This is a genomic window from Rahnella sp. WP5 (genome assembly GCF_000745615.1).
In the GTDB taxonomy this organism is placed as follows: Bacteria; Pseudomonadota; Gammaproteobacteria; order Enterobacterales; family Enterobacteriaceae; genus Rahnella; species Rahnella aceris.
The window spans coordinates 219,513-237,254 of the sequence record NZ_KN050721.1; the positions used below are offsets into that span (position 1 = coordinate 219,513).

At 48.9% G+C, this 17,742-nt stretch carries 20 protein-coding genes and 1 other RNA gene; 16 read left to right on the plus strand and 5 right to left on the minus strand.

Going from position 1 to position 17,742, the window contains the following annotated elements:
• The first annotated feature begins 176 nt into the window (after positions 1 to 176).
• A complete protein-coding gene (locus EX31_RS22330) occupies positions 177 to 758 on the plus strand; it encodes a YbaY family lipoprotein (protein ID WP_037036825.1) in 582 nt (193 codons plus the stop codon).
• Between the two features lie 67 nt (positions 759 to 825).
• Here the strand turns inward: EX31_RS22330 and EX31_RS22335 are convergent, their stop codons facing one another.
• The gene (locus EX31_RS22335; protein WP_037036827.1) at positions 826 to 1,134 is read right to left on the minus strand and encodes an MGMT family protein; all 309 of its coding nucleotides are present in this window, start codon (positions 1,132 to 1,134) and stop codon (positions 826 to 828) included.
• 192 nt (positions 1,135 to 1,326) lie between these two features.
• On the opposite strand from EX31_RS22335, the gene ffs reads away from it, so the two are divergent.
• From ffs to EX31_RS22350, 4 genes are all read left to right on the plus strand, one after another.
• Positions 1,327 to 1,423: signal recognition particle sRNA small type (gene ffs, locus EX31_RS25625), an RNA gene on the plus strand.
• Positions 1,424 to 1,530: 107 nt separating this feature from the next.
• Positions 1,531 to 2,622: a site-specific integrase gene (locus EX31_RS22340; protein ID WP_037036829.1), complete on the plus strand. Its 1,092-nt coding sequence runs from the start codon at positions 1,531 to 1,533 to the stop codon at positions 2,620 to 2,622.
• Between the two features lie 51 nt (positions 2,623 to 2,673).
• Entirely contained in the window at positions 2,674 to 3,486 is an 813-nt protein-coding gene (locus tag EX31_RS22345; protein WP_037036831.1) for a hypothetical protein, read from the plus strand.
• A 112-nt stretch (positions 3,487 to 3,598) separates the two neighbouring features.
• Positions 3,599 to 4,066: a hypothetical protein gene (locus EX31_RS22350; protein WP_037036834.1), complete on the plus strand. Its 468-nt coding sequence runs from the start codon at positions 3,599 to 3,601 to the stop codon at positions 4,064 to 4,066.
• Positions 4,067 to 5,268: 1,202 nt separating this feature from the next.
• Here the strand turns inward: EX31_RS22350 and EX31_RS22360 are convergent.
• Positions 5,269 to 5,640, minus strand: a complete 372-nt coding sequence (locus EX31_RS22360; RefSeq protein WP_037036838.1) for a hypothetical protein — start codon at positions 5,638 to 5,640, stop codon at positions 5,269 to 5,271.
• 820 nt (positions 5,641 to 6,460) lie between these two features.
• Here EX31_RS22360 and EX31_RS22365 point away from each other — a divergent pair.
• The 10 genes from EX31_RS22365 to EX31_RS22405 all read left to right on the plus strand — a co-directional run bounded on the left by EX31_RS22365 (position 6,461) and on the right by EX31_RS22405 (position 13,369).
• Positions 6,461 to 6,889, plus strand: coding sequence for a hypothetical protein (locus EX31_RS22365; protein ID WP_037036842.1), 429 nt, complete (start codon positions 6,461 to 6,463; stop codon positions 6,887 to 6,889).
• 155 nt (positions 6,890 to 7,044) lie between these two features.
• The gene (locus EX31_RS22370) at positions 7,045 to 7,236 is read left to right on the plus strand and encodes a hypothetical protein (protein WP_156106992.1); all 192 of its coding nucleotides are present in this window, start codon (positions 7,045 to 7,047) and stop codon (positions 7,234 to 7,236) included.
• A complete protein-coding gene (locus EX31_RS22375) occupies positions 7,211 to 7,831 on the plus strand; it encodes a DUF6945 domain-containing protein (RefSeq protein WP_037036846.1) in 621 nt (206 codons plus the stop codon). Before EX31_RS22370 ends, EX31_RS22375 begins: the two co-directional genes overlap by 26 nt.
• 13 nt (positions 7,832 to 7,844) lie before the next feature.
• Complete coding sequence (locus tag EX31_RS22380; RefSeq protein WP_037036849.1) at positions 7,845 to 8,402, plus strand: hypothetical protein; 558 nt, start codon at positions 7,845 to 7,847, stop codon at positions 8,400 to 8,402.
• A gap of 130 nt (positions 8,403 to 8,532) precedes the next feature.
• Entirely contained in the window at positions 8,533 to 8,883 is a 351-nt protein-coding gene (locus EX31_RS22385; protein ID WP_037036852.1) for a hypothetical protein, read from the plus strand.
• Entirely contained in the window at positions 8,883 to 11,063 is a 2,181-nt protein-coding gene (locus EX31_RS22390) for a coiled-coil domain-containing protein (protein ID WP_037036855.1), read from the plus strand. Before EX31_RS22385 ends, EX31_RS22390 begins: the two co-directional genes overlap by 1 nt.
• Before the next feature lie 125 nt (positions 11,064 to 11,188).
• Entirely contained in the window at positions 11,189 to 11,545 is a 357-nt protein-coding gene (locus EX31_RS26105) for a hypothetical protein (RefSeq protein ID WP_156106993.1), read from the plus strand.
• A 161-nt stretch (positions 11,546 to 11,706) separates the two neighbouring features.
• Complete coding sequence (locus EX31_RS22395; protein WP_037036859.1) at positions 11,707 to 12,066, plus strand: hypothetical protein; 360 nt, start codon at positions 11,707 to 11,709, stop codon at positions 12,064 to 12,066.
• Between the two features lie 17 nt (positions 12,067 to 12,083).
• A complete protein-coding gene (locus EX31_RS22400; RefSeq protein ID WP_037036862.1) occupies positions 12,084 to 13,100 on the plus strand; it encodes a major capsid protein in 1,017 nt (338 codons plus the stop codon).
• 56 nt (positions 13,101 to 13,156) lie between these two features.
• A complete protein-coding gene (locus tag EX31_RS22405) occupies positions 13,157 to 13,369 on the plus strand; it encodes a hypothetical protein (protein ID WP_037036864.1) in 213 nt (70 codons plus the stop codon).
• A gap of 43 nt (positions 13,370 to 13,412) precedes the next feature.
• Here EX31_RS22405 and EX31_RS22410 read toward each other — a convergent pair whose 3' ends face one another.
• Positions 13,413 to 13,751 carry a hypothetical protein gene (locus EX31_RS22410; RefSeq protein ID WP_037036867.1) on the minus strand — a complete coding sequence of 113 codons (339 nt, stop codon included), beginning with the start codon at positions 13,749 to 13,751 and terminating at the stop codon, positions 13,413 to 13,415.
• Between the two features lie 252 nt (positions 13,752 to 14,003).
• Between EX31_RS22410 and EX31_RS25630 the strand changes: the two genes are divergently transcribed.
• Positions 14,004 to 14,180, plus strand: coding sequence for a DUF3606 domain-containing protein (locus EX31_RS25630; protein ID WP_072012306.1), 177 nt, complete (start codon positions 14,004 to 14,006; stop codon positions 14,178 to 14,180).
• 256 nt (positions 14,181 to 14,436) lie between these two features.
• Here the strand turns inward: EX31_RS25630 and EX31_RS22415 are convergent, their stop codons facing one another.
• Complete coding sequence (locus EX31_RS22415) at positions 14,437 to 15,786, minus strand: NCS2 family permease (protein WP_037036870.1); 1,350 nt, start codon at positions 15,784 to 15,786, stop codon at positions 14,437 to 14,439.
• A 76-nt stretch (positions 15,787 to 15,862) separates the two neighbouring features.
• On the minus strand, positions 15,863 to 17,650 hold the full coding sequence (locus EX31_RS22420) for an adenine deaminase (RefSeq protein ID WP_037036873.1): 1,788 nt from the start codon (positions 17,648 to 17,650) through the stop codon (positions 15,863 to 15,865).
• Positions 17,651 to 17,742 lie beyond the last annotated feature (92 nt).

Here is a 17,742-nt window from a genome sequence, read left to right on the forward strand (position 1 = left end):
ACCTGTTAATCATAGTGGATCTTACGTTTTGTCAGAAGATCTGTTTGGCCGCTGACAGGAAAACCTCAGACTTTTGTGCCATGATTAGTAGGTAAGCTGGTTAAAGTCACTAAATTCATCGTCGGCGTTTATTACAGCTTGTCGACAAGCGACTAATAAAAAAGGGAGTACGATCAATGAAACTTTGGCAGATAGTAGGTGGAACCGCGCTGTCTCTGACTCTTGCCGGGTGCGCACAGCATCATGAGGCACCAGCGCAGCAACCTCCTGTGAATACGGCGGCTAGCCCGGACACCGGACCTGCGATCACCGGCCCGAATGTATCGGGTAGCGTGTTTATCAATCAGCGTGTAGCCTTGCCACCGGATGCTGTCCTGACGGTGACATTGTCTGATGCTTCGGTGGCAGATGCGCCATCCCGCGTGATTTCGCAAAAAGTGGCGAGAACTCAGGGTAAACAGGCACCGTTTACCTTCATCCTGCCGTATAACCCGCAGGAAATTGCTCCTAACGCGCGTATTCTGCTGAGTGCGGCGGTAACCATCAATGGTCAGATGACCTTCATCACTGACTCCATTAAAGAAGTGATTAATCACGGTCAGGGTACACGTGCCGATCTGCAACTTGTCCCGGTTGTCGCCGTCCCTGTAGCGACCAAACCCAGTGCCCTGGGACCAATGACTAACCCGTCAAATCCAGGACTGGGCACTTCGCCTGCACCGGTTAGTATGGTACCTGCACAACCAACGACCTATTAATTCATCACTTATGATGGCTAAGCACCGCTCTCGCGGTGCTTTTTATGGGCTTTTTGAAGGCAGGCACTCACCATTTCCAGCCGTATTTCTCCAAATCGATTTTGCCTTTCTTAAACGTGATGCCCTCGGCCAGCAGTGCCTGACGCTGACGTTTAAAGTCTTCGCCCTGCAAAGAGATTTCACCGTGCCGGTTTATCACCCGGTGCCAGGGAAGAGTGCTGCCTTCCGGCAATTTCTTGAGTACGCCACCGACCTGACGTGCCGCGCGGGGTGAACCGGCCAGTTGCGCGACGTTACCGTAAGTTGTGACCTGCCCGACCGGGATGGCGGCGATAATCTGAAATACGCGCTGGCGAAAGTTATCGGGTTCCGACATGACATCCTCCTCAGTGATTTGCGCCAGTATGACGCAAAAATTAAGGTTTTGTAGGCTCTGATTCAGGCGTATTGTTTAAGAAAACAACGGTTGTCGGCAGTTAACTTGCTTTTGTTTCGGCCATCACAGATAATGCCCACCGCTTCGATTCTCTTAGCCGAGAAATGAAGCTGACAACGTCAATGGGGGCCCTGTTGGTTCTCCCGCAACGCTAACTTGTCAACTTGGTCAGGTCCGGAAGGAAGCAGCCATGGCAGGTGTCGTGTGTGCCGGGATGTAGCTGGCAGGGCCTCCACCATTTCTGCTAACTGCATGATATTCATCATGTAATCCCTATGTTTCGTGCATTGAAACGGCAGTGATACAACTTTTGTGTATCACTTAGGACGTTAATCAATGTCGCATCTTATGCTTTCCCGTCATGGAATCTGGTACTACCGGCGAGTCTACCTGACACCTCGGAAACGCCGTGAAATTCGTATTTCTCTTCGCACCCGTTCCAAGCGTGAAGCCTTGATCCGTGTGGAGAAATATCTCACTTCACAACCTTTCCCCTGCGTGCCGCAGGCCATCCCTTCACACACGACTCCTGCCATGGCTGCTTCCTTCCAACAAGCACAACAAAAAAAAACCTTCCAAAACCTGAAAATCGAGCTTGATAAGTACATCAGCGCTAAAGTTGGCTCAATTGGTGAACGTGAAATATTGACGATCAACAGATGTGTAAATGCTTATCTTGCTTCCACAAAAGATCCGTTCAGTAAACGCAGTGCCGCTGGATTTGTCGATAGCCTTGAAGGCTCCGCATCCACAAGAAACCGCTACATCAAAAAGAACTCGGCCTTCTTCAAGTGGCTCGCCACTCGGACAGATGAGGAGCTTCGCAACCCATTTGAGGGTATGGGGGTGAGGGAAACCACAGCACCGATGGATCGACGTCCTGCTTACACAGGGGATGACCTTAAGCGCTTACACAACGTATTGCAGGATGTGGAGGACTGGAGGCGCTGGATCATCCAAATCGGTCGTCATAGCGGTATGAGGCAAACCGAAGTTTGCCAGCTTTATCAAAATGATGTGATTCAGGTTGATGGAGTATGGTGTTTTCGTGTAGATAATCTGAATCCAAACCAGACGATAAAAACTGACAGTTCACGGCGATTTGTGCCGATCCATTCGCAGTTACTGGCGCTTGGTCTGCTGGATTTTGTCAGAGAAAGAAAAGGGCATTTGTTTCCTGAGCTAACAACGCATTTAGGAAGTTATGGTCACTATTTTAGCCGCTGGTTTACACGATTCAGGGGAAAGTATGGTTTGCCGGAATACCATTCATTACGACATTACGCGGCGACGGTCTTTAAGCAGCAAGGATTTCCAGAACAGTTCGCGTCCCAAGTGTTGGGGCATTCCAATGCAACGATAACGTACAATCGGTACGGTAAGGGAATCGATATCATCAGGCTTACGGGGTTGATTGAGTCGCTCTGAGCAGGCCTAAGTTATACTAATATTCAAATTTATTTTTTGAGTGATAGCAATATGGAAGAGGACAGTTTTGAACTTGAATATTTTAATTCATTAGTCGGCGAAGAAGTTGTTGATATGATTTTGAAGAAAGCTCCCACAAAAGTTAAATGGCGAGTGATTAAAGCAGCAGATCATGTTCGTAAAGCACACCGCATTAAAGATATCGATATGGAAATGTTTTCCATACGATTGATTGCTGCGGAGGAGGAATTAGTCGTAGCTATTTTTGAATGGCTAAAGTTGAACACTGATAAAATGCCGGAGCATAAGGACCTCGTCAGCAAGTTCAAGAATCATCAAGTAAAGCTGATGTTCAGCCCCGTGTTACTTCTGATGAAAAATGTACTGTTTGAGACTCTTGGAACTGGTCTAAACATTTCTGGTATTGATGTGAAAATGAAGCCTCGTTTTGAAAATGAGGTTGTCGAGCTATGCTTTTCAATTCCCTCATCAGATTTTATGATACCCCTAAATCCGCTGGCGATGTTCATCAATGTTGAAGATGAGAGTGAAGATGTTATTGAAAGTTTGTTTGAACGATTGAAGGATGAGGTTCAATCTAATCTCGGTATAACTCTAAAAGAATTTGTTTCAAAAAGATCCGATTTTAGGAACTTACTTTTATATTCAGATGATGGCGGGTTTGATAATTATATAATTGATTATAAAGAGTTTATGAGTGGGTTTGACATGTCTTTAGAAGCTCTACTGTGGTCGCTTGCTGCTTTGCTCACAAATAGTCCAATATCGCCAAATTTAGGCTTAGTTACTCAGTTTATTTCGATTTATCGGCGAGTGCTAATTGAAGTGAAGGTGTTAAGGTAACCCGCCTTCTCGTTCGTGTTCGTTGCTTTAACATTTAAGGGGCTTATTGGATTTTATTGTCTAAATTTTAGATTATGCTGGTTAAACTACACACAGTTCGGAGGTTTCAGTAATGGCAGGACGTTTCAGAATTTATTTTCTTGTTGATAATAAGGAACATGTGATTGACCAGTGGCTGAACACGGATGAGCCTACATCAAAAAGCCCTGAAGTTTTAGAGGCAGTAATGGCCGCGACGCCTCCGGGCAGGGGTTCCAGTATATTACGTATTGTTGATCTTGGATCTGATGGCAAGCCGATGCTTTATGATGAATTTCGAATCATTGATTCGAAAGGTATTGTTTACGGCCTCGTTTTTCAGAAAGTGGGCCATGATGGCTGGCATTATCTACACGACTACGCAGATTTTGGAAGACGACCAGGGAAGCATATAACTAATAATTCGTTTACGATTCATGGGGCCGCAGGCTATGCATTGACTAATAAACATGATTTTCCTGCCACTGCGACAATAAATTGGGACAGACTTAGCGTTCAGTGCAATGGCGATGAATTTTATTTAGTGCCGTGGTCTCCTTAATCGACATTCAGATAGCTTTCTCAGCAGTGAAAGGGGCCACCATTGGCCCCTTTGTGTTACCTCAACACCTCCAACCCCTCCCACCGGGAAAGCTCAGCAACAAGGGAGAGTGCTTTAGGCTGGCTGGTAAATATCCCGGCGGACTCGCAGCACGGTTAAGCCCCCCGACCCGCCTGAAAGGAAAGATGGATTAATATCCTAAAATATCAATGATTTACTCGGTATCCGCTTCTTTGGTTCCCGGTCGCATTATTGACCGCAGAGCATACCGTTCACCGACGCACCCAGCACGACGCCAGCACGTTACTCAATCCAACCCAGCACACTTACATGCACAAGGTTTGGGCTGCGAAGAAGCCCGGACAGGGACGCATGTAGACACACACCCGGACAGGCTTACAGACGCGCTCACGGGTAGGAGAAGATTGATTCTGGCTGCTCAAGAAACAGGCTGATTCACGGGGTTTTTAACATAATGAATCTTGTGTGTACTTGACTATTTTAGTCAGGTATTGCCTTTCAGGCGTCTGTGAGCGCAGTCGTACATCTGGGCTGTGTTTACAGTGATAACCACACATCAACAGGGCACGAAACCGTTCTGATTTCATGTTCAAAAAAGTTGAGTGACTATCACCGAGCATATCCGACTTTTAGCTTTTGCCGGGTTCGACGCTTCCACACATCAGGAAGTCCGTTTTAGTGAATTGGTGATCGGGCTGCGCGTTTGGACTGATCCCAAACTGGGTTGCACCTTCTTTGCCAGAAGTTTATCCCACACACTCGTAAACCGTCACGCCATATCTTCCCACGCTTCACCAGCAACCTTTAGCAGCGTTTTCCGCCGCGATCTGAATCCATGCAACCACAACCATAGCGCCTCTCTCAGAGGCTCCCAGAGGCCCAGAAATCGAGGGTAAAACGATGGTTTTTCGTTCTTTTGTCGAAGAAATTATTTTTTTGAAAAGTAGGGCGATAAGGGGGTGTTGTTGCTTGATCCACATCTAAAGGATCTGGCCCACGATACCGGCAGACAAATTTAACGAAGCCGCGCTGTGTCTGGCTTGCAGCCTGAATGTTATCTACTCCACACCATAACTAGGCCCGATACAGCGACCACCTCCACAGGTGGGTGATGCCCCAATCTGGCCCGAACTGGGTGAATTTGGGACATTTAACCGCATTTAATGGATATTATTGCGCAATTATTTCCCGCCAAAAATCCAACCGATGGCAGTACCAATTGCAGCACTCCGGGCTTCTCCTGCTACACCTTTGAGTACACTAATAATCGTCTCGCTTGAACTTGGGGCTTTGTGATTGAGAATGCTTGAGCCAAGCGGGGTTAATTTGGCGGTGTAGTCCATATCAGTTACCGAAATGACTTTGATGTACCCCATATCCTTAAGTGTATCGAGGGTATCAACAAGAAGGTCAACCTGACGGTTTGGTGTTCGCGGATTCCAACCGAAGTCGGAATATTCGAAAGTTGAGTAAGAGGGATAAGCTGCAAACAGTTTCACCAGAATTCCGGTTGCCATCTCGTTGAAACTGTCTTTGCCTTGAATTATTTCCATGTCGTTTCCTTTTATTGCTGATGGAACGAGATTACTCGGTTGTACAGACAACCACCATTCAGAAGTCATCGGTAATCAATACATATGAAAATCAGTTTTATCGGTAACGGTTACACATGAGTCATCGGTAATGGTTACGCACCAATAAGATCAATTTAAATAAGATCAATAAAAACAATAAGATCAGTAAAACCCTATGCGTTCTTCCCTGTCCGTGAAGAACTTACATAAGGTCAACATCCACACCTTTTAGATTTCGGTTGTGACCTTCATCTTTCCTTTTGGTCTTGTCCAGTCGCTTCGCGATATGCATCGCCCACGGTGTCCGGCTAATCTCTCCCTGACCGGGAGAGGCCTGCCACCTTTTGGGCAGCAAGGGCGACAGCCCGCGCAGTAATTTGGAAAACTGTCACGAGGAGTGTAACCCGCAGAGTCACGGGGGCGCGTGGGACTGGCATTTAGGCAAGACCCGTGCCAACTTTACAAAAAACCATCAAATTCTTAACGGGAGGTGCCTACGCGGCGCTGTAACACCTCGGGTAATACGAAGGTAGCGGATAGACATCATGGCGCAGTAGAGAGCGATACAAAGCGTTTTATCGTGCGTTGTTATGATGTGGATATAGCGTGGCACTTTTTGATATTGACTGTTGACAATGAATATAAATGCCTGTAAATTGAGATTTTACATTATCTATATTTTTATTTGTTAAATGAGAAAATACTTTGACAAATTATCTCATATACTGTAAACTGTATAACATGGACTGGGAGTTGTCCCTGCCGTGTTAACTGACAAATCAACCTTATAGGGGAATCAATGGCAAAACCTGCACTGCTGGACTTTACCAGCGCAACCGCAAACGAGATCGTCGAAGCAATCGACGCTGGAATCACAACCGCTCAAAATTTACACGCATTCCGATCCCGCATGGGCGGAGCTGCAAAAGCTGACAAACACTTCCCAGAGACCCGCAAGGCGCTGAACATCCTTAAACGCCTGAAATCCCAGAATCGCGGCGCTAAAACCATCAAGAAGATCCTCTCTCCGTACAACGCCGAACTGGCAAAAGGGTGCGATGTTCTGGACATCATCCAGCCAGTGCTCACCGCGTGGCGTCTGTTTTACGCGAAGCAGGGGATCGGGCTGATGAACGATCAGGTGTTAATCCTCAAAATGATCGAGGTGGCGGGCGAACTGGAGAAACTCACAGGCAAACCAGTCCCGGATATGACGACGACGGACTAACTTCCGCTTTTAGCATTACCCACCACAACACTGATCCAACCAAATAGCCGCACAACGGCAAACTAAAATAAATGCAAGGTCACAAGACCTTCAAACCTCTGATCGCAATGCGATATGCAGAGGCGAGACCTTTTACCTTTTGGGGGACCCATGCAATGAATCTGAAAATACAGCAGCACGTATATGCCTCACTGCTGGAAGAGGCGAAAATTCGTAAGACAAATGTACCAAACCTCGCTCGTGAGGTACTTGAAATCGCCGCATATCTTTTCGATAACGGCATAACTTTACCCGACTTGGGGAAACTTAATGGAGATGAATATGACAGAAAGAGCTTCGCAAAATAAACCAGAAATATGGCTCGAAGAAGATCGCCGCCTTTTCTACGCAGCATCAGTAACAAACATCACAACTGGTGAATCTTACGATATTGAGGAAAAACTTGAAAAGGTCCATACCTACATGATTGACCAGTACAACAGCTATCGGGAAAAGGGCAAGCAATTCTATGAAGACCAGCGCGATATTGCGACTAAATGCCGCTGCACACCAAAAACACTTGGTAAGTGGATAAAGGTTCTTGAAACGCTTGGTTTACTTGTCATTGATGAGAGTCAGAAGAGCCATTCATACGAAGTGCGCTCAGTAGTGAGCCAGGAAGAGAACCTTGTATTCAATTACCCGAAACTGTTAAACGGTGAACCGTCCTACGATCATGATAAGGCACTTAAGCGGCTGAGGGCATCTAAAGAAACTGGCGATAATGTTTTGCATATTGATTTCAAAAAGCAGGCTGAAATACCAGATCCGCAGTCAACCACGTGGGAAACCGGGCACAAAACACCAACAATCGACCGAAAATCTACAGGGCTGACAGCCGCGCAAATTGCCGCTTATAAAGCTGTATCGGCTAAAGCACTGCCTGACTACCTACCTTTTTAATGCTGAGGAAAAAATGACGAATGAGAAACGCAAGGCGCTGACCGCCACCCCAGAAGAAAACATCGAACAAAAATTACCAGACCTAAAAACCTTCTATCACTGCCGCCAGCGTGATGACTCCCTGATCAAAAAAGCGTGCACTCTACTGGTTCACGGCCATACCGTTGGCAAGGTGTCGCTATTGTTACGCCTGCCGGTGGAAAAAGTGCAGCAACTGCATGATGAAGGGTGGAACAGCAGATGCAGACGCGTGACCCGAACTAATGCATATGAAAACGCCCGTTTAGCACTGACATCATTTCACGAAAATGCGCTATTGGCTGACATATGTGCCGCATTAGACATGCCGTTGTACACGCTTGTGATGTCCCTCCGCCAGAACGGTGTGCCTGAGACTGCAATACAATCCCGGATGCCTGCACAGGATGATCCGCTTTACGTAGCCTACAAACTAGTGGTTGACCGTAAAAGTACCAGCAAATTTAAACCGGTGAAAATGTACAGCAACCGGAAATTGCATCCAAATACGATAGCCGCAGTGCAACAGACAGCCACTAAAGCCACCGCATGACCCAATCCCCGCAGGGGAAGCCTGACCCATCAGCATGACCTTATTACTTGAATATCTCTCTTACCTGCCGTTATCGGTTGGCGTTTTCCTATGCCTTCATGACGGCTTGTACCTTATACGGAAAAAAATAATGAAAAACTTACTGAAAACCGTTCGCGATTCCATCGCCGCAGCCATGACCGGGCGCACCATTGAACCGATGCTCGATGTCGAGCGCCAAAACGCAGTTAAAACCGCCGTGGATGATTTTCTCAAACTTCACCCCGCAGACTATTTGAAGCCAGCAGAGCCAAAGGTCACAACAACCTCACCCGTGACCAAAAAACGCGTAATTAAGTCGTTAGGTGGTGGGGCGGGTGGTTTTCAGGAACATGTGATCGACCCCGAATTATTGGCGCGAGCGCGTGAAGCTGCACGAGCATTTCAGGCGACTGACCCAGACCGATACGCTGAAATCATCACCGACAGCAAGGGGGCGTAATGAGCACGACTAACTACACAGTATCGACCCTCGTCAATAAAGTAGTTTGGGATGTAGACGAAACCAGCTATCAAAAGGCATTGAAGCGTATCAAATCGCTTAAGACGGCACAGGAGAAGCCCGCCAAAGCGCTGGAGCAGGCCCAGAAGCGAGCCACGCAGAGTGAAGGCAAGGCCCAGTTACAGGCCGCTAAAGCCCATACAAAACGCTTAAAACTTGCACAGCGCCTTGGTGCTGAACAGCACAAGCAAGCCCAGACAGCCGCGAAGTTCGCCCAGAACGAGCAAGCCCACGCTAAAAAGATGGGAGTGCTCAACGCTAAGAATGCGAATGCAGCAGCATCGTACGATTTGAATGCAGCGAAGATGCAATCTCGGCTGTTTGCCATCAATGAGAAAATGGCGAATCACCGGGCATCTCGTGCTGCACGTTATACGCCTTCCGGCCTCCAACATTTCGGCAAGCCGGGCGAGTCCTATAATCCTTCACTTGTAGATGCTCAGAATGCCGCAATGGCACGGGGACAGGCCCAACGTGCACAGGAAATAGCAGCCACCAAACAGGCGATAGCCGCAGAGGAGAAACGGGAATCGGCGATGAAACGGGAGGTTAATTATTATAATCAACTTCGCCGTAGTGCCCTGACGCTGAGTAACATCAACGGGGCCGATGTGGCAACCCGATATAAGGCCATCAGCGCCGCCAAGGAAGCACTGAAAGCCCAGAAAGAAGAAAGGTACACCATTGAAGAAACACGCTTCGAGATGGCCCGTATCACTCAGGAATTAAGGAATCAGGCCCGTCTGCAAAACCGCATTACCCGTGAACAGAAAGCAGCGGGGCGGCGTGCAGGGCGCGTTAATACTGAAAAACGCAACTCCAGCGGTTCGTGGTTGTTAGCTGGCGGCGCTGTGGGCGCTGCAACATTAGCGGGAACCATGGGCATTGCCCGCGCGGGCGGTGTCTTGAGTGAGAGCATGGAACGATCCCGCGATGTTAAAAAACTTGAACCGTACGGGTTTGGACAAATGCAGTTTGCTGCGATCCAAGATTTAGCCATGAGCAAGGCGGGCTATTCCCTCAGTGCTGATAAACTCGCGGATCTTTCTAAAGATACACGAGAAAAATCCGGTGAGTTGATTAACACCGGTTCCTTTAAAAAGAACAAGAAGACAGGCGCGGTTAATTTCAGCGGCGGTGGTGAGTTCGCAGATATCATCAATAACGTGCTGACATCCACCAACGGAAACCAGAAGGTTGCCCAGACGGTGATCGGTGAACTCCAGAAGGTCAAGAACTTCCCGGATTTCATCATCTACTTGAAACAATTACAGAAAAATTTCAAGTGGACTGACAACCAAGTGCGACATCTTGCCGAGGCTGTGAACGATGGCAGTGTTTTCCTTTCTGTCTTCGATGATCAGGGCGACGCCGTTATAGATCGTATGAAGCAGCTATCAAAAGAGGGCTGGGCGCTATCACAGGCACAACAAGCGAACCTTGATAAATTGTCCTCATTAGGTTCTGAATACGCCCGCGTGCAGGAGTCCTTAGGCGATCATTTCTCTGCGTCGTTCGTTGCTGGTCTGGGGCAGTACGCTACCAACACGGATACGCTACGCCAGAGCATGACGGGCCTTATCCCTATCGCTGATAATTTGGGCAAAAGCCTTGGTGAGCTGGCAACCAACGTATTAAGTTGGGCCGGGATGATCGGTGAAAAGCTGAAAGAAGGCCAGACCTTGCCTGATGCAGTTTATAACACAATCTCCGGGGATGGTGGGAATGCAGCCGCTGACTGGTTCCAGAGCAAGACAGGTTGGGATCCGCGCAGCGTGGGACGTACTATTGACGGCATCTTCTCCCATGAGACCGACCCGCGATTGCAGACCTATCAGGCCGGTTCTCAGGGTGGAAATGGTGGTTCTTCTATCTCTAACCTGATGTTTCCAGCTAATCCGGGGATGAGCTTTAACCAGATGCCAACATTCACCGTTCCAAATATGGGGGATGTTTACTCACGCACTCCGGCTACTGGACTAACGCCAGCACCTGTGGATGTGAATTCTCACGTTACCGTAACGGTTAACGATGGAACGGTTAAGGATTTGATCGATGCCCGTGTAGATGCTGAGACTCAAAAGCATCTGAACCTGCTAACAGGTGTGCCACAACAGTAAGCTGAAAAGCGGGGCAGAAATGCCCCGTATCAGTCGCCCCCGGTATTAATCATACCGTCAAAATTAACGACAAATTTGATTGCCTAAGTTATAGTTTCATGATAAGATTATATACAAGGTGATTAATGTCTCCAGTTAGACCGTACTACAGCCATGTTTACGTGATCACCTTCCCGGTGCTGGTTCCAAGATTAGCCTCTTTGTACCAGCGCCATCCTATTCTCCTGTCGTGGTATGCCTACCATGATGGGGTTTGCCAGCGGCGTAACAACCGCACTACGTCCCTCTCCTCAGTGGGCCATCTTGCCATGATGCAAACTGGCATTGAGCGCGTCACGTTTGGGACTCCTTGCCCTTCAATGGACGTGCCGCCGCTCCCTCTTTCTGTTCTCTCCGTCAGAAAACTCACGTTCACCCGTGTTTCCGTCACCGTGCCGGGGCTGTTTGCTAACTACCTCCGGTTGCGGTGCACCTTTTTCTGATGGTGTGAAACCTCCCAAGATAAAAGCATCTCTGCATTTCTCCTAAGCCCGACGGTTAGCGCCTCGGGCCTAAGTGCTGAAAGCCGCCCGGCAAACTACCGGACAGGCAATAACAGCGGCATATCAGCCGCGAAACACACAACTGACGGAGAAATAAAAATATGGCCTTCGAATACGAAAGCAAATCCCCACAGGATGTATTGGTTTATACCGATAGTCCGATTTTTCATAAACGCACGGTGATCCTTGATCTGGCTGCTGATGTCGCTTGCGGAGATGTGATCAACCCAACAACCGGCGCGGCCTATGTCGCTGCTGATGGTGATAATTGTGCTGTCGTTCTGGACAACGTTCTAAAGGGTGATGCCCGTAGTGTGGTTGTCAGTGACACCGGATGCATTTTCAACCCAGCAGGATTGGTTATTGCCGGTGCTACCACAGTAGCGACCGCTGCTTATGCAGCCTTAGCGAAGCAAGGTAACCGCATTGCTGCTGCAAACATCCCACAAACTTCAATCTAATCAAGGACGACAATAAAATGAAATTATCCGATTTTACAAACCTTTCCGGTCAATTCGTCAAGCCATATGGCGATGGATTTTTGCTGAGTTCACTCGGCATCTTCACTGCCCGCCCAAGCGATACCCAGATCATCAGTCTGGATACACTGGAAGATGTGCAACGTGAAGTGACTAAATCTCAGAATCGCTATGGTTCAGACATGAGTGCTATCAACTTCCCGAAAGCGGCTAACATCACTGTTCAAGCTCCTTTGCACGTTTACAGCTCAACAATTACCAGCCAAGACTGGCAGGGGAAACGTGCTCCGGGCGAGAATCGTCAATTGACTGCTGAGGACGTTGTTGCTACTCACGCCATGAAACATTACCTGCAAACCCGCCGGGATGTTGAATATCAAATGGCACAGAGCTTGCTGCACAATACTGTGGAAGCCACTCACCTTCGTGAAGGCCCAACAATCGTTTGGACAGACTTCTGGGGAATTGAGCAGCCGTCTATCACAGTGAAGACTGGCGTCAGTGCTAATGTGATCACTGAGATGCAGAACGCTGTGACCAAGCTCAAGAAAGCGCTCGGCGGCTGGAGTTCAAGCATCGCGCAGGTTTACTTGCTGGCTTCTCCATCTCTGTTTACTGCGATCCAAGGCAACCCAACGGCGTATCAGGCTGCACTGTTTGGAGCGACTTCTAACGATATCGTCTTCCCAACTGAACTGGGTGCATATGACCGCTTCAACCTTGGACGTGTAACCGTGATCCAGGTAGATGATCCTATGTACCAAATTGCTGATGGTGATGGCTACATGTTGGCGACCTTCTCCAACGTTGTTGAAGGTGATTTAAGTCCGTATATGACGTACATGACCCCGGCGAGCCGTCATGCAGAGGTTGCATCTGGGCCGGTCTATCCGAGTTATCATTACGTACTCCGTGACAAGTTTATGAATTATGAGACAGTCAGCGAACTCTCTCAGATTCAAATCCCGATGCGCCCGGACTTCGTTTTGAAAGTGACGATGGATAACGCGGCGTAAGCGCTAACGGTTTGGGGCGGTGATTGCCGCCCTCCGTCATTCTGGAGAGGTAAAAAATGAAACTCAATCTGTTGGGTGTGGGCAATGCGCCGATTTTGAGTGTCAAGGTCAAGACCCTTGACGATGCAGGCTTGCTGAACGTCAGCGCTTTGTGCCGCTTGCTGAAAGTTCACCGTAGTACATTCCTCAGTAAAATCGCCACTCTTGGAAGCCTTGAGGCTGCGATCCAGTACTACGTGACACAGCAAAAACTGAAAGAAGTAAGCTAAGGCCGGACGGGCGACGTCCGGCCTTTTTTATGGCTATGACAACTTACACATCATCGTCATTTTCAAATTCAATTTCTTCACCATCAAAGCGACCATCTCGAGATATGTAGATCGAAAATCTCTTAAACTTCTCGAAAAACTCGGCAACGCCGATTGGGACTGTTATACGTCGTAAACCTTCGCCTCCATCGCTAATGAAGGCATTAACGTGTGTAAAATTCTGCGCAGAATAAAAACTTATCCCGACAACAACTTCATGTTCTGCTAACTTACCAATTCCGCGAAGATAATCACTGAAATCATCGTTATCGGCATCATCAGCTGCGGCTGTTCCTTTCCAATCATTGTACTGTGCTGAAGCTCTAAAGTTTTCACGTTCCATAACACTCCCCCATGATTGATGTTACAAAAAGATACATTAGGCAAAATCATGAAATCAGCAAGATGTTTTTGTAAAAATAAATTCTTATGTAAAACCGCCCGGTTTTTTTTATGCATGGGGGTTATATCCTCAGTACCACCATTCCTCATTTATGATCCAAGTCATGTGCTTATTTAATGCCCTTTACGCCTAATTTTTGTGGGGGTATAACCGTAATGCAAGCATATGCTTGTGTTACTTGGGACAAGCCAAATGGTAGATAACTTACATCGCCGTCAACCTGAAGATAAACGCTTTATTAACCTGAACGAATCTTGGGAAGTGTCTTATTGGACTCAAGCATTAGGGGTTACTGAGGCGAAGCTGCGGCAAGCCGTGGCTGCGGTTGGTAGCGGTACGGCGAAAGTAAGAGCGCACTTAGGTAAATAAATAGTGCTAAAGAAAGCGCCGTATGGGCGCTTTCTTTTTACTCGTTATGGTGGTACATTTCTTATGTCTCACTGCCTTTTAGTGCATTGAAAATAAAGGGTTTTATTGTAAAAAAGTTAGCTGGCAGGGCCTCCACCATTTCAGGCCCCCGGAATTATCTCTTCTCTTTGATTTCCCCCTAAAAAATATCTTCAAAGCCAGGCTGCGCCCATAAAAAAGGGCACGTTTTCACGCGCCCTCTGTTAACCCGAAAGTTTCAGTGATGAACCAGCGTCGCAAAATAATACACCAGCGGGATTGCCAGAATATAAAGGCCTGCAGGCACTTCACGTGCTTTTCCTGCGACCACTTTAATGATGACGTAAAACAGCAGCCCGCCGGCGATACCGGTGCCGAAGCTGTTGGAAATCAGCGTAATCATTACCATCATCAGTACCGGCAGCGCGTCGGTAAAATTCGCTAAGTCCACTTTTCGCAAATTACTGAACATGTTCAGGCCAATCAGAATCAGTGCCGGTGCGGTCGCCTCTTTCGGGATCATCAGCGCAATCGGAGTAAATAACAGCATCAGCAGAAACATTATGGCCGCAGCCAGCGCCGTCAGGCCAGTTTTCCCGCCTGCTTCGGCAGCCGCGGAGGATTCTATCAGCGCAGTGGCGGCAGGGATACCGACGATCGGGCCCAGCGCTGCTGCAATGGAATCCACCATGAAAGGCCGGTTGATGTTTTTCATATTGCCGTGTTCATCGAGCAATCCAGCCTCACCACCGACAGCCAGTGTGGTGCCCATCGTAGAGAAGAACTCCGAGGCGAAGAAGATAAACAGGAATGGCAGAAAGGCGATGTTGATAGCACCGATAAGATCGACTTTGCCCAATAACGGAGCAACCGAGTGAGGCAGCGAGATCCATTGCTCAGGTAAATGCGTTACGCCAAACGGTATACCCGCCACCGTCGCCAGCAAAATGGCCCATAAAATGGCACCTGGTACTTTACGAGCCTGTAACCCCACGGCGACCAGCAGACCAAGAAGTGCAATTAACGCACCCGGCGCAGTAAAATCTCCCAGCGCCAGTGCATGTGTTTTGGTATTTGCCATTACCAGCCCGGCATTGCGGAAGCCGAGCAGGGCGACAAAAATGCCAATAGAAGCGGTCAGCCCAAGCTTGATCGACTGCGGAACAGAACGGGTGACTACTTCGCGTAAGCCAAACACTGTCATCACGAAAAATAAAATCCCCGACCAGCATGCAATCCCCAGCGCGACGGGCCAGGTAACTCCGTCGCCCGCCAGCGTAATACCGACCAGTACCGAGCCGCCAATGCCAGGCCCGACCATAAAGGGCAGGTTGGCGTAAAAAGCCATCAGGAGAGAGCCCAGTACAAACACCAGGATCACGCCGGTGGTGGCTGCGCCTTTATCTATACCACTGACGGCCAGTAAGCCCGGGATCACCACCAGTAAATACGCCGCCGCCAGAAACCCGGTGATGCCTGCCAGACATTCCGTTTTAATCTTGGTCTGGCGCTGGTGCAGATGGAAGCGGCGTTGTAACCAGCTTTCGTCTGCTGAGACGGTAACATTTTTCACAGAACTTTCGGACATGCTTAAATTCCTCTGAAAATAATTTTTATAATGTTGTGTTTGCTATCTTTTTACGTCTGGTGGTTTTGAGAATGCTTCAGATTTCTTCTGGCCAGATTTCCAGAACCGGGTTGACGATTTCCCGTGAACCGCCATCTGTCAGCCCTAAATCAGTCAGATGTGGGCCTGCATTACAGGCTAAGCACGTTCCTTCGATAGCTTTGAAAACGCGATAAGGCGGTTCCCAGTCTGCGACCTGTGCACTGAGGTCGCGCAGGTTTTTAAACTGCTTGGCCAGTTCCGTGGCCGGTAAATCAGACAGCATTCCGGCAATCGGCATATCGATATTGGCCAGCAATTTGCCATGCTGGCTCAACGCCATACCGCCGCCGCTGGCGATCAGCTGATTGGCCGCTATCATCATGTCGACAGGATCCCGGCCGATAATCACCAGATTATGGGCGTCGTGAGAGTAAGAGGTCGCGATGGCACCGCGCAATGCTCCCCAGCCTTCAAGTAATGCCATTTTCGGTGTGGCGTCGTGGCGGCCATGGCGGTGCTGAACCCAAATCAGGCTGAAGCCGTCGGGTATCTGTACGGCGCCATCCCGCACATTCACAGTTACTTCACTCCATTGTGTAAAGCGTGCACCTTTAATATTGCGCAGACGCGCTTTGCCGTTGTTCAGCCCCGGGATTTTTAGTCTGAAATCAGCGGCGTTCAGCGGCGTTAAGCGCATGGTGTCTCGTGGAGGAACCACTCCGCTCGCGGCGGCAGGGGTAAACAGCAGCTTGCCTTGTTGAGCTACACAGGTTCCGCCGACATATACTGCACGCGGAAGAAGATTTTCCAGCGAGTCAAACGCGATAAGATCAGCCGTGCGGCCTGCGGCAATCAGCCCTAAATCAGAACGTTGCATGCGAATAGCGGCATTCAACGTCGCCATGCGTAGTACATCTTCTGCACGTAATCCATAGGAAATCAGGAGCTTGATTAAGGCGATCAGCCCGCCTTTTTCCAGCAGATGATCGGGCGGTACGTCGTCAGTACACAATGTTATTTGTGATGAAAGATGGGGAAGTGCGAGCAAAGCGGCTGCGATATCGGGCAGAAGATAAGGATGTGAGCCGCGAATTTGCAGCGTCAGACCGGCACGCAGCTTTTCCAGGGCATCATCAGCCGAGGTCAGTTCGTGATCTGATGTCACACCTGCGGCAAGATACGCCTGCAATTGTTCATCTTTGAGGCCGCGTGCGTGGCCTTCAATCAGCTTTCCGCTGTTTAGTCCGGCTTCGAGGATTTCCAGCATTCGCCCGCTGCCATTGAGCACGCCATGCATATCCATCACTTCGGCGACACCTGCAATTTCCGGCCAGCTAAGCATTGTCTGCATTTCCTGGCCTGTGAAATCCGCACCGGACATCTCTAAGCCCGGTGTTGACGGCACGCTGGAAGGCGCAGCGCATATCACGCGTAATGGCAGATTACGGCTGGACTGGATGGCGTACTGCACCCCGGCAACGCCCAGCACATTCGCCAGTTCATGCGGATCCCAAAACACCGTTGTTGTGCCCTGAGCGACGACGATTTCGGCGTATTTTTCGGGTGGCAAATGCGAGCTTTCGATGTGAACGTGCGTGTCGATAAGGCCGGGAGAGAGGTAATTTCCTGATAAATCATCAACGTTTTCAGTCTGCGTGAATTTCCCGCGTGAATGAACGCTGGCAATCATATTGCCGGTGATGCCGACATCGGCTTCGCGAATTTCCCCTGTGACCATGTCGATAACACGGGCATTAATCAGCAGACGGTCGAAAGGGATGTTCCCCAGTGCTGCGTTTATAGCCCGCTGGCGCAGGGGCTGGGAGGTGATGCCGTCGGTCATATCAGTGTCCGGATTTAAACAATGGTGAGGCTAATGTAGGGAGCAGGGGGGGCTTTGCACAGATGAATTATTTTATCCGTTTATAAGATACG

Excerpts from the sequence above, each read along its gene's own strand:
- EX31_RS22410 (WP_037036867.1), bottom strand. The coding sequence starts at position 13,751 with ATGGAACGTGAAAACTTTAGAGCTTCAGCACAGTACAATGATTGGAAA.
- EX31_RS22360 (WP_037036838.1), bottom strand. The coding sequence starts at position 5,640 with ATGGAAATAATTCAAGGCAAAGACAGTTTCAACGAGATGGCAACCGGA.
- EX31_RS22385 (WP_037036852.1), top strand. The coding sequence starts at position 8,533 with ATGAAAAACTTACTGAAAACCGTTCGCGATTCCATCGCCGCAGCCATG.
- EX31_RS22375 (WP_037036846.1), top strand. The coding sequence starts at position 7,211 with ATGACAGAAAGAGCTTCGCAAAATAAACCAGAAATATGGCTCGAAGAA.
- EX31_RS22405 (WP_037036864.1), top strand. The coding sequence starts at position 13,157 with ATGAAACTCAATCTGTTGGGTGTGGGCAATGCGCCGATTTTGAGTGTC.
- EX31_RS22350 (WP_037036834.1), top strand. The coding sequence starts at position 3,599 with ATGGCAGGACGTTTCAGAATTTATTTTCTTGTTGATAATAAGGAACAT.
- EX31_RS22345 (WP_037036831.1), top strand. The coding sequence starts at position 2,674 with ATGGAAGAGGACAGTTTTGAACTTGAATATTTTAATTCATTAGTCGGC.
- EX31_RS25630 (WP_072012306.1), top strand. The coding sequence starts at position 14,004 with ATGGTAGATAACTTACATCGCCGTCAACCTGAAGATAAACGCTTTATT.
- EX31_RS22335 (WP_037036827.1), bottom strand. The coding sequence starts at position 1,134 with ATGTCGGAACCCGATAACTTTCGCCAGCGCGTATTTCAGATTATCGCC.
- EX31_RS22380 (WP_037036849.1), top strand. The coding sequence starts at position 7,845 with ATGACGAATGAGAAACGCAAGGCGCTGACCGCCACCCCAGAAGAAAAC.
- EX31_RS22420 (WP_037036873.1), bottom strand. The coding sequence starts at position 17,650 with ATGACCGACGGCATCACCTCCCAGCCCCTGCGCCAGCGGGCTATAAAC.
- EX31_RS22395 (WP_037036859.1), top strand. The coding sequence starts at position 11,707 with ATGGCCTTCGAATACGAAAGCAAATCCCCACAGGATGTATTGGTTTAT.
- EX31_RS26105 (WP_156106993.1), top strand. The coding sequence starts at position 11,189 with ATGTCTCCAGTTAGACCGTACTACAGCCATGTTTACGTGATCACCTTC.
- EX31_RS22330 (WP_037036825.1), top strand. The coding sequence starts at position 177 with ATGAAACTTTGGCAGATAGTAGGTGGAACCGCGCTGTCTCTGACTCTT.
- EX31_RS22340 (WP_037036829.1), top strand. The coding sequence starts at position 1,531 with ATGTCGCATCTTATGCTTTCCCGTCATGGAATCTGGTACTACCGGCGA.
- EX31_RS22400 (WP_037036862.1), top strand. The coding sequence starts at position 12,084 with ATGAAATTATCCGATTTTACAAACCTTTCCGGTCAATTCGTCAAGCCA.
- EX31_RS22365 (WP_037036842.1), top strand. The coding sequence starts at position 6,461 with ATGGCAAAACCTGCACTGCTGGACTTTACCAGCGCAACCGCAAACGAG.
- EX31_RS22390 (WP_037036855.1), top strand. The coding sequence starts at position 8,883 with ATGAGCACGACTAACTACACAGTATCGACCCTCGTCAATAAAGTAGTT.
- EX31_RS22415 (WP_037036870.1), bottom strand. The coding sequence starts at position 15,786 with ATGTCCGAAAGTTCTGTGAAAAATGTTACCGTCTCAGCAGACGAAAGC.
- EX31_RS22370 (WP_156106992.1), top strand. The coding sequence starts at position 7,045 with ATGAATCTGAAAATACAGCAGCACGTATATGCCTCACTGCTGGAAGAG.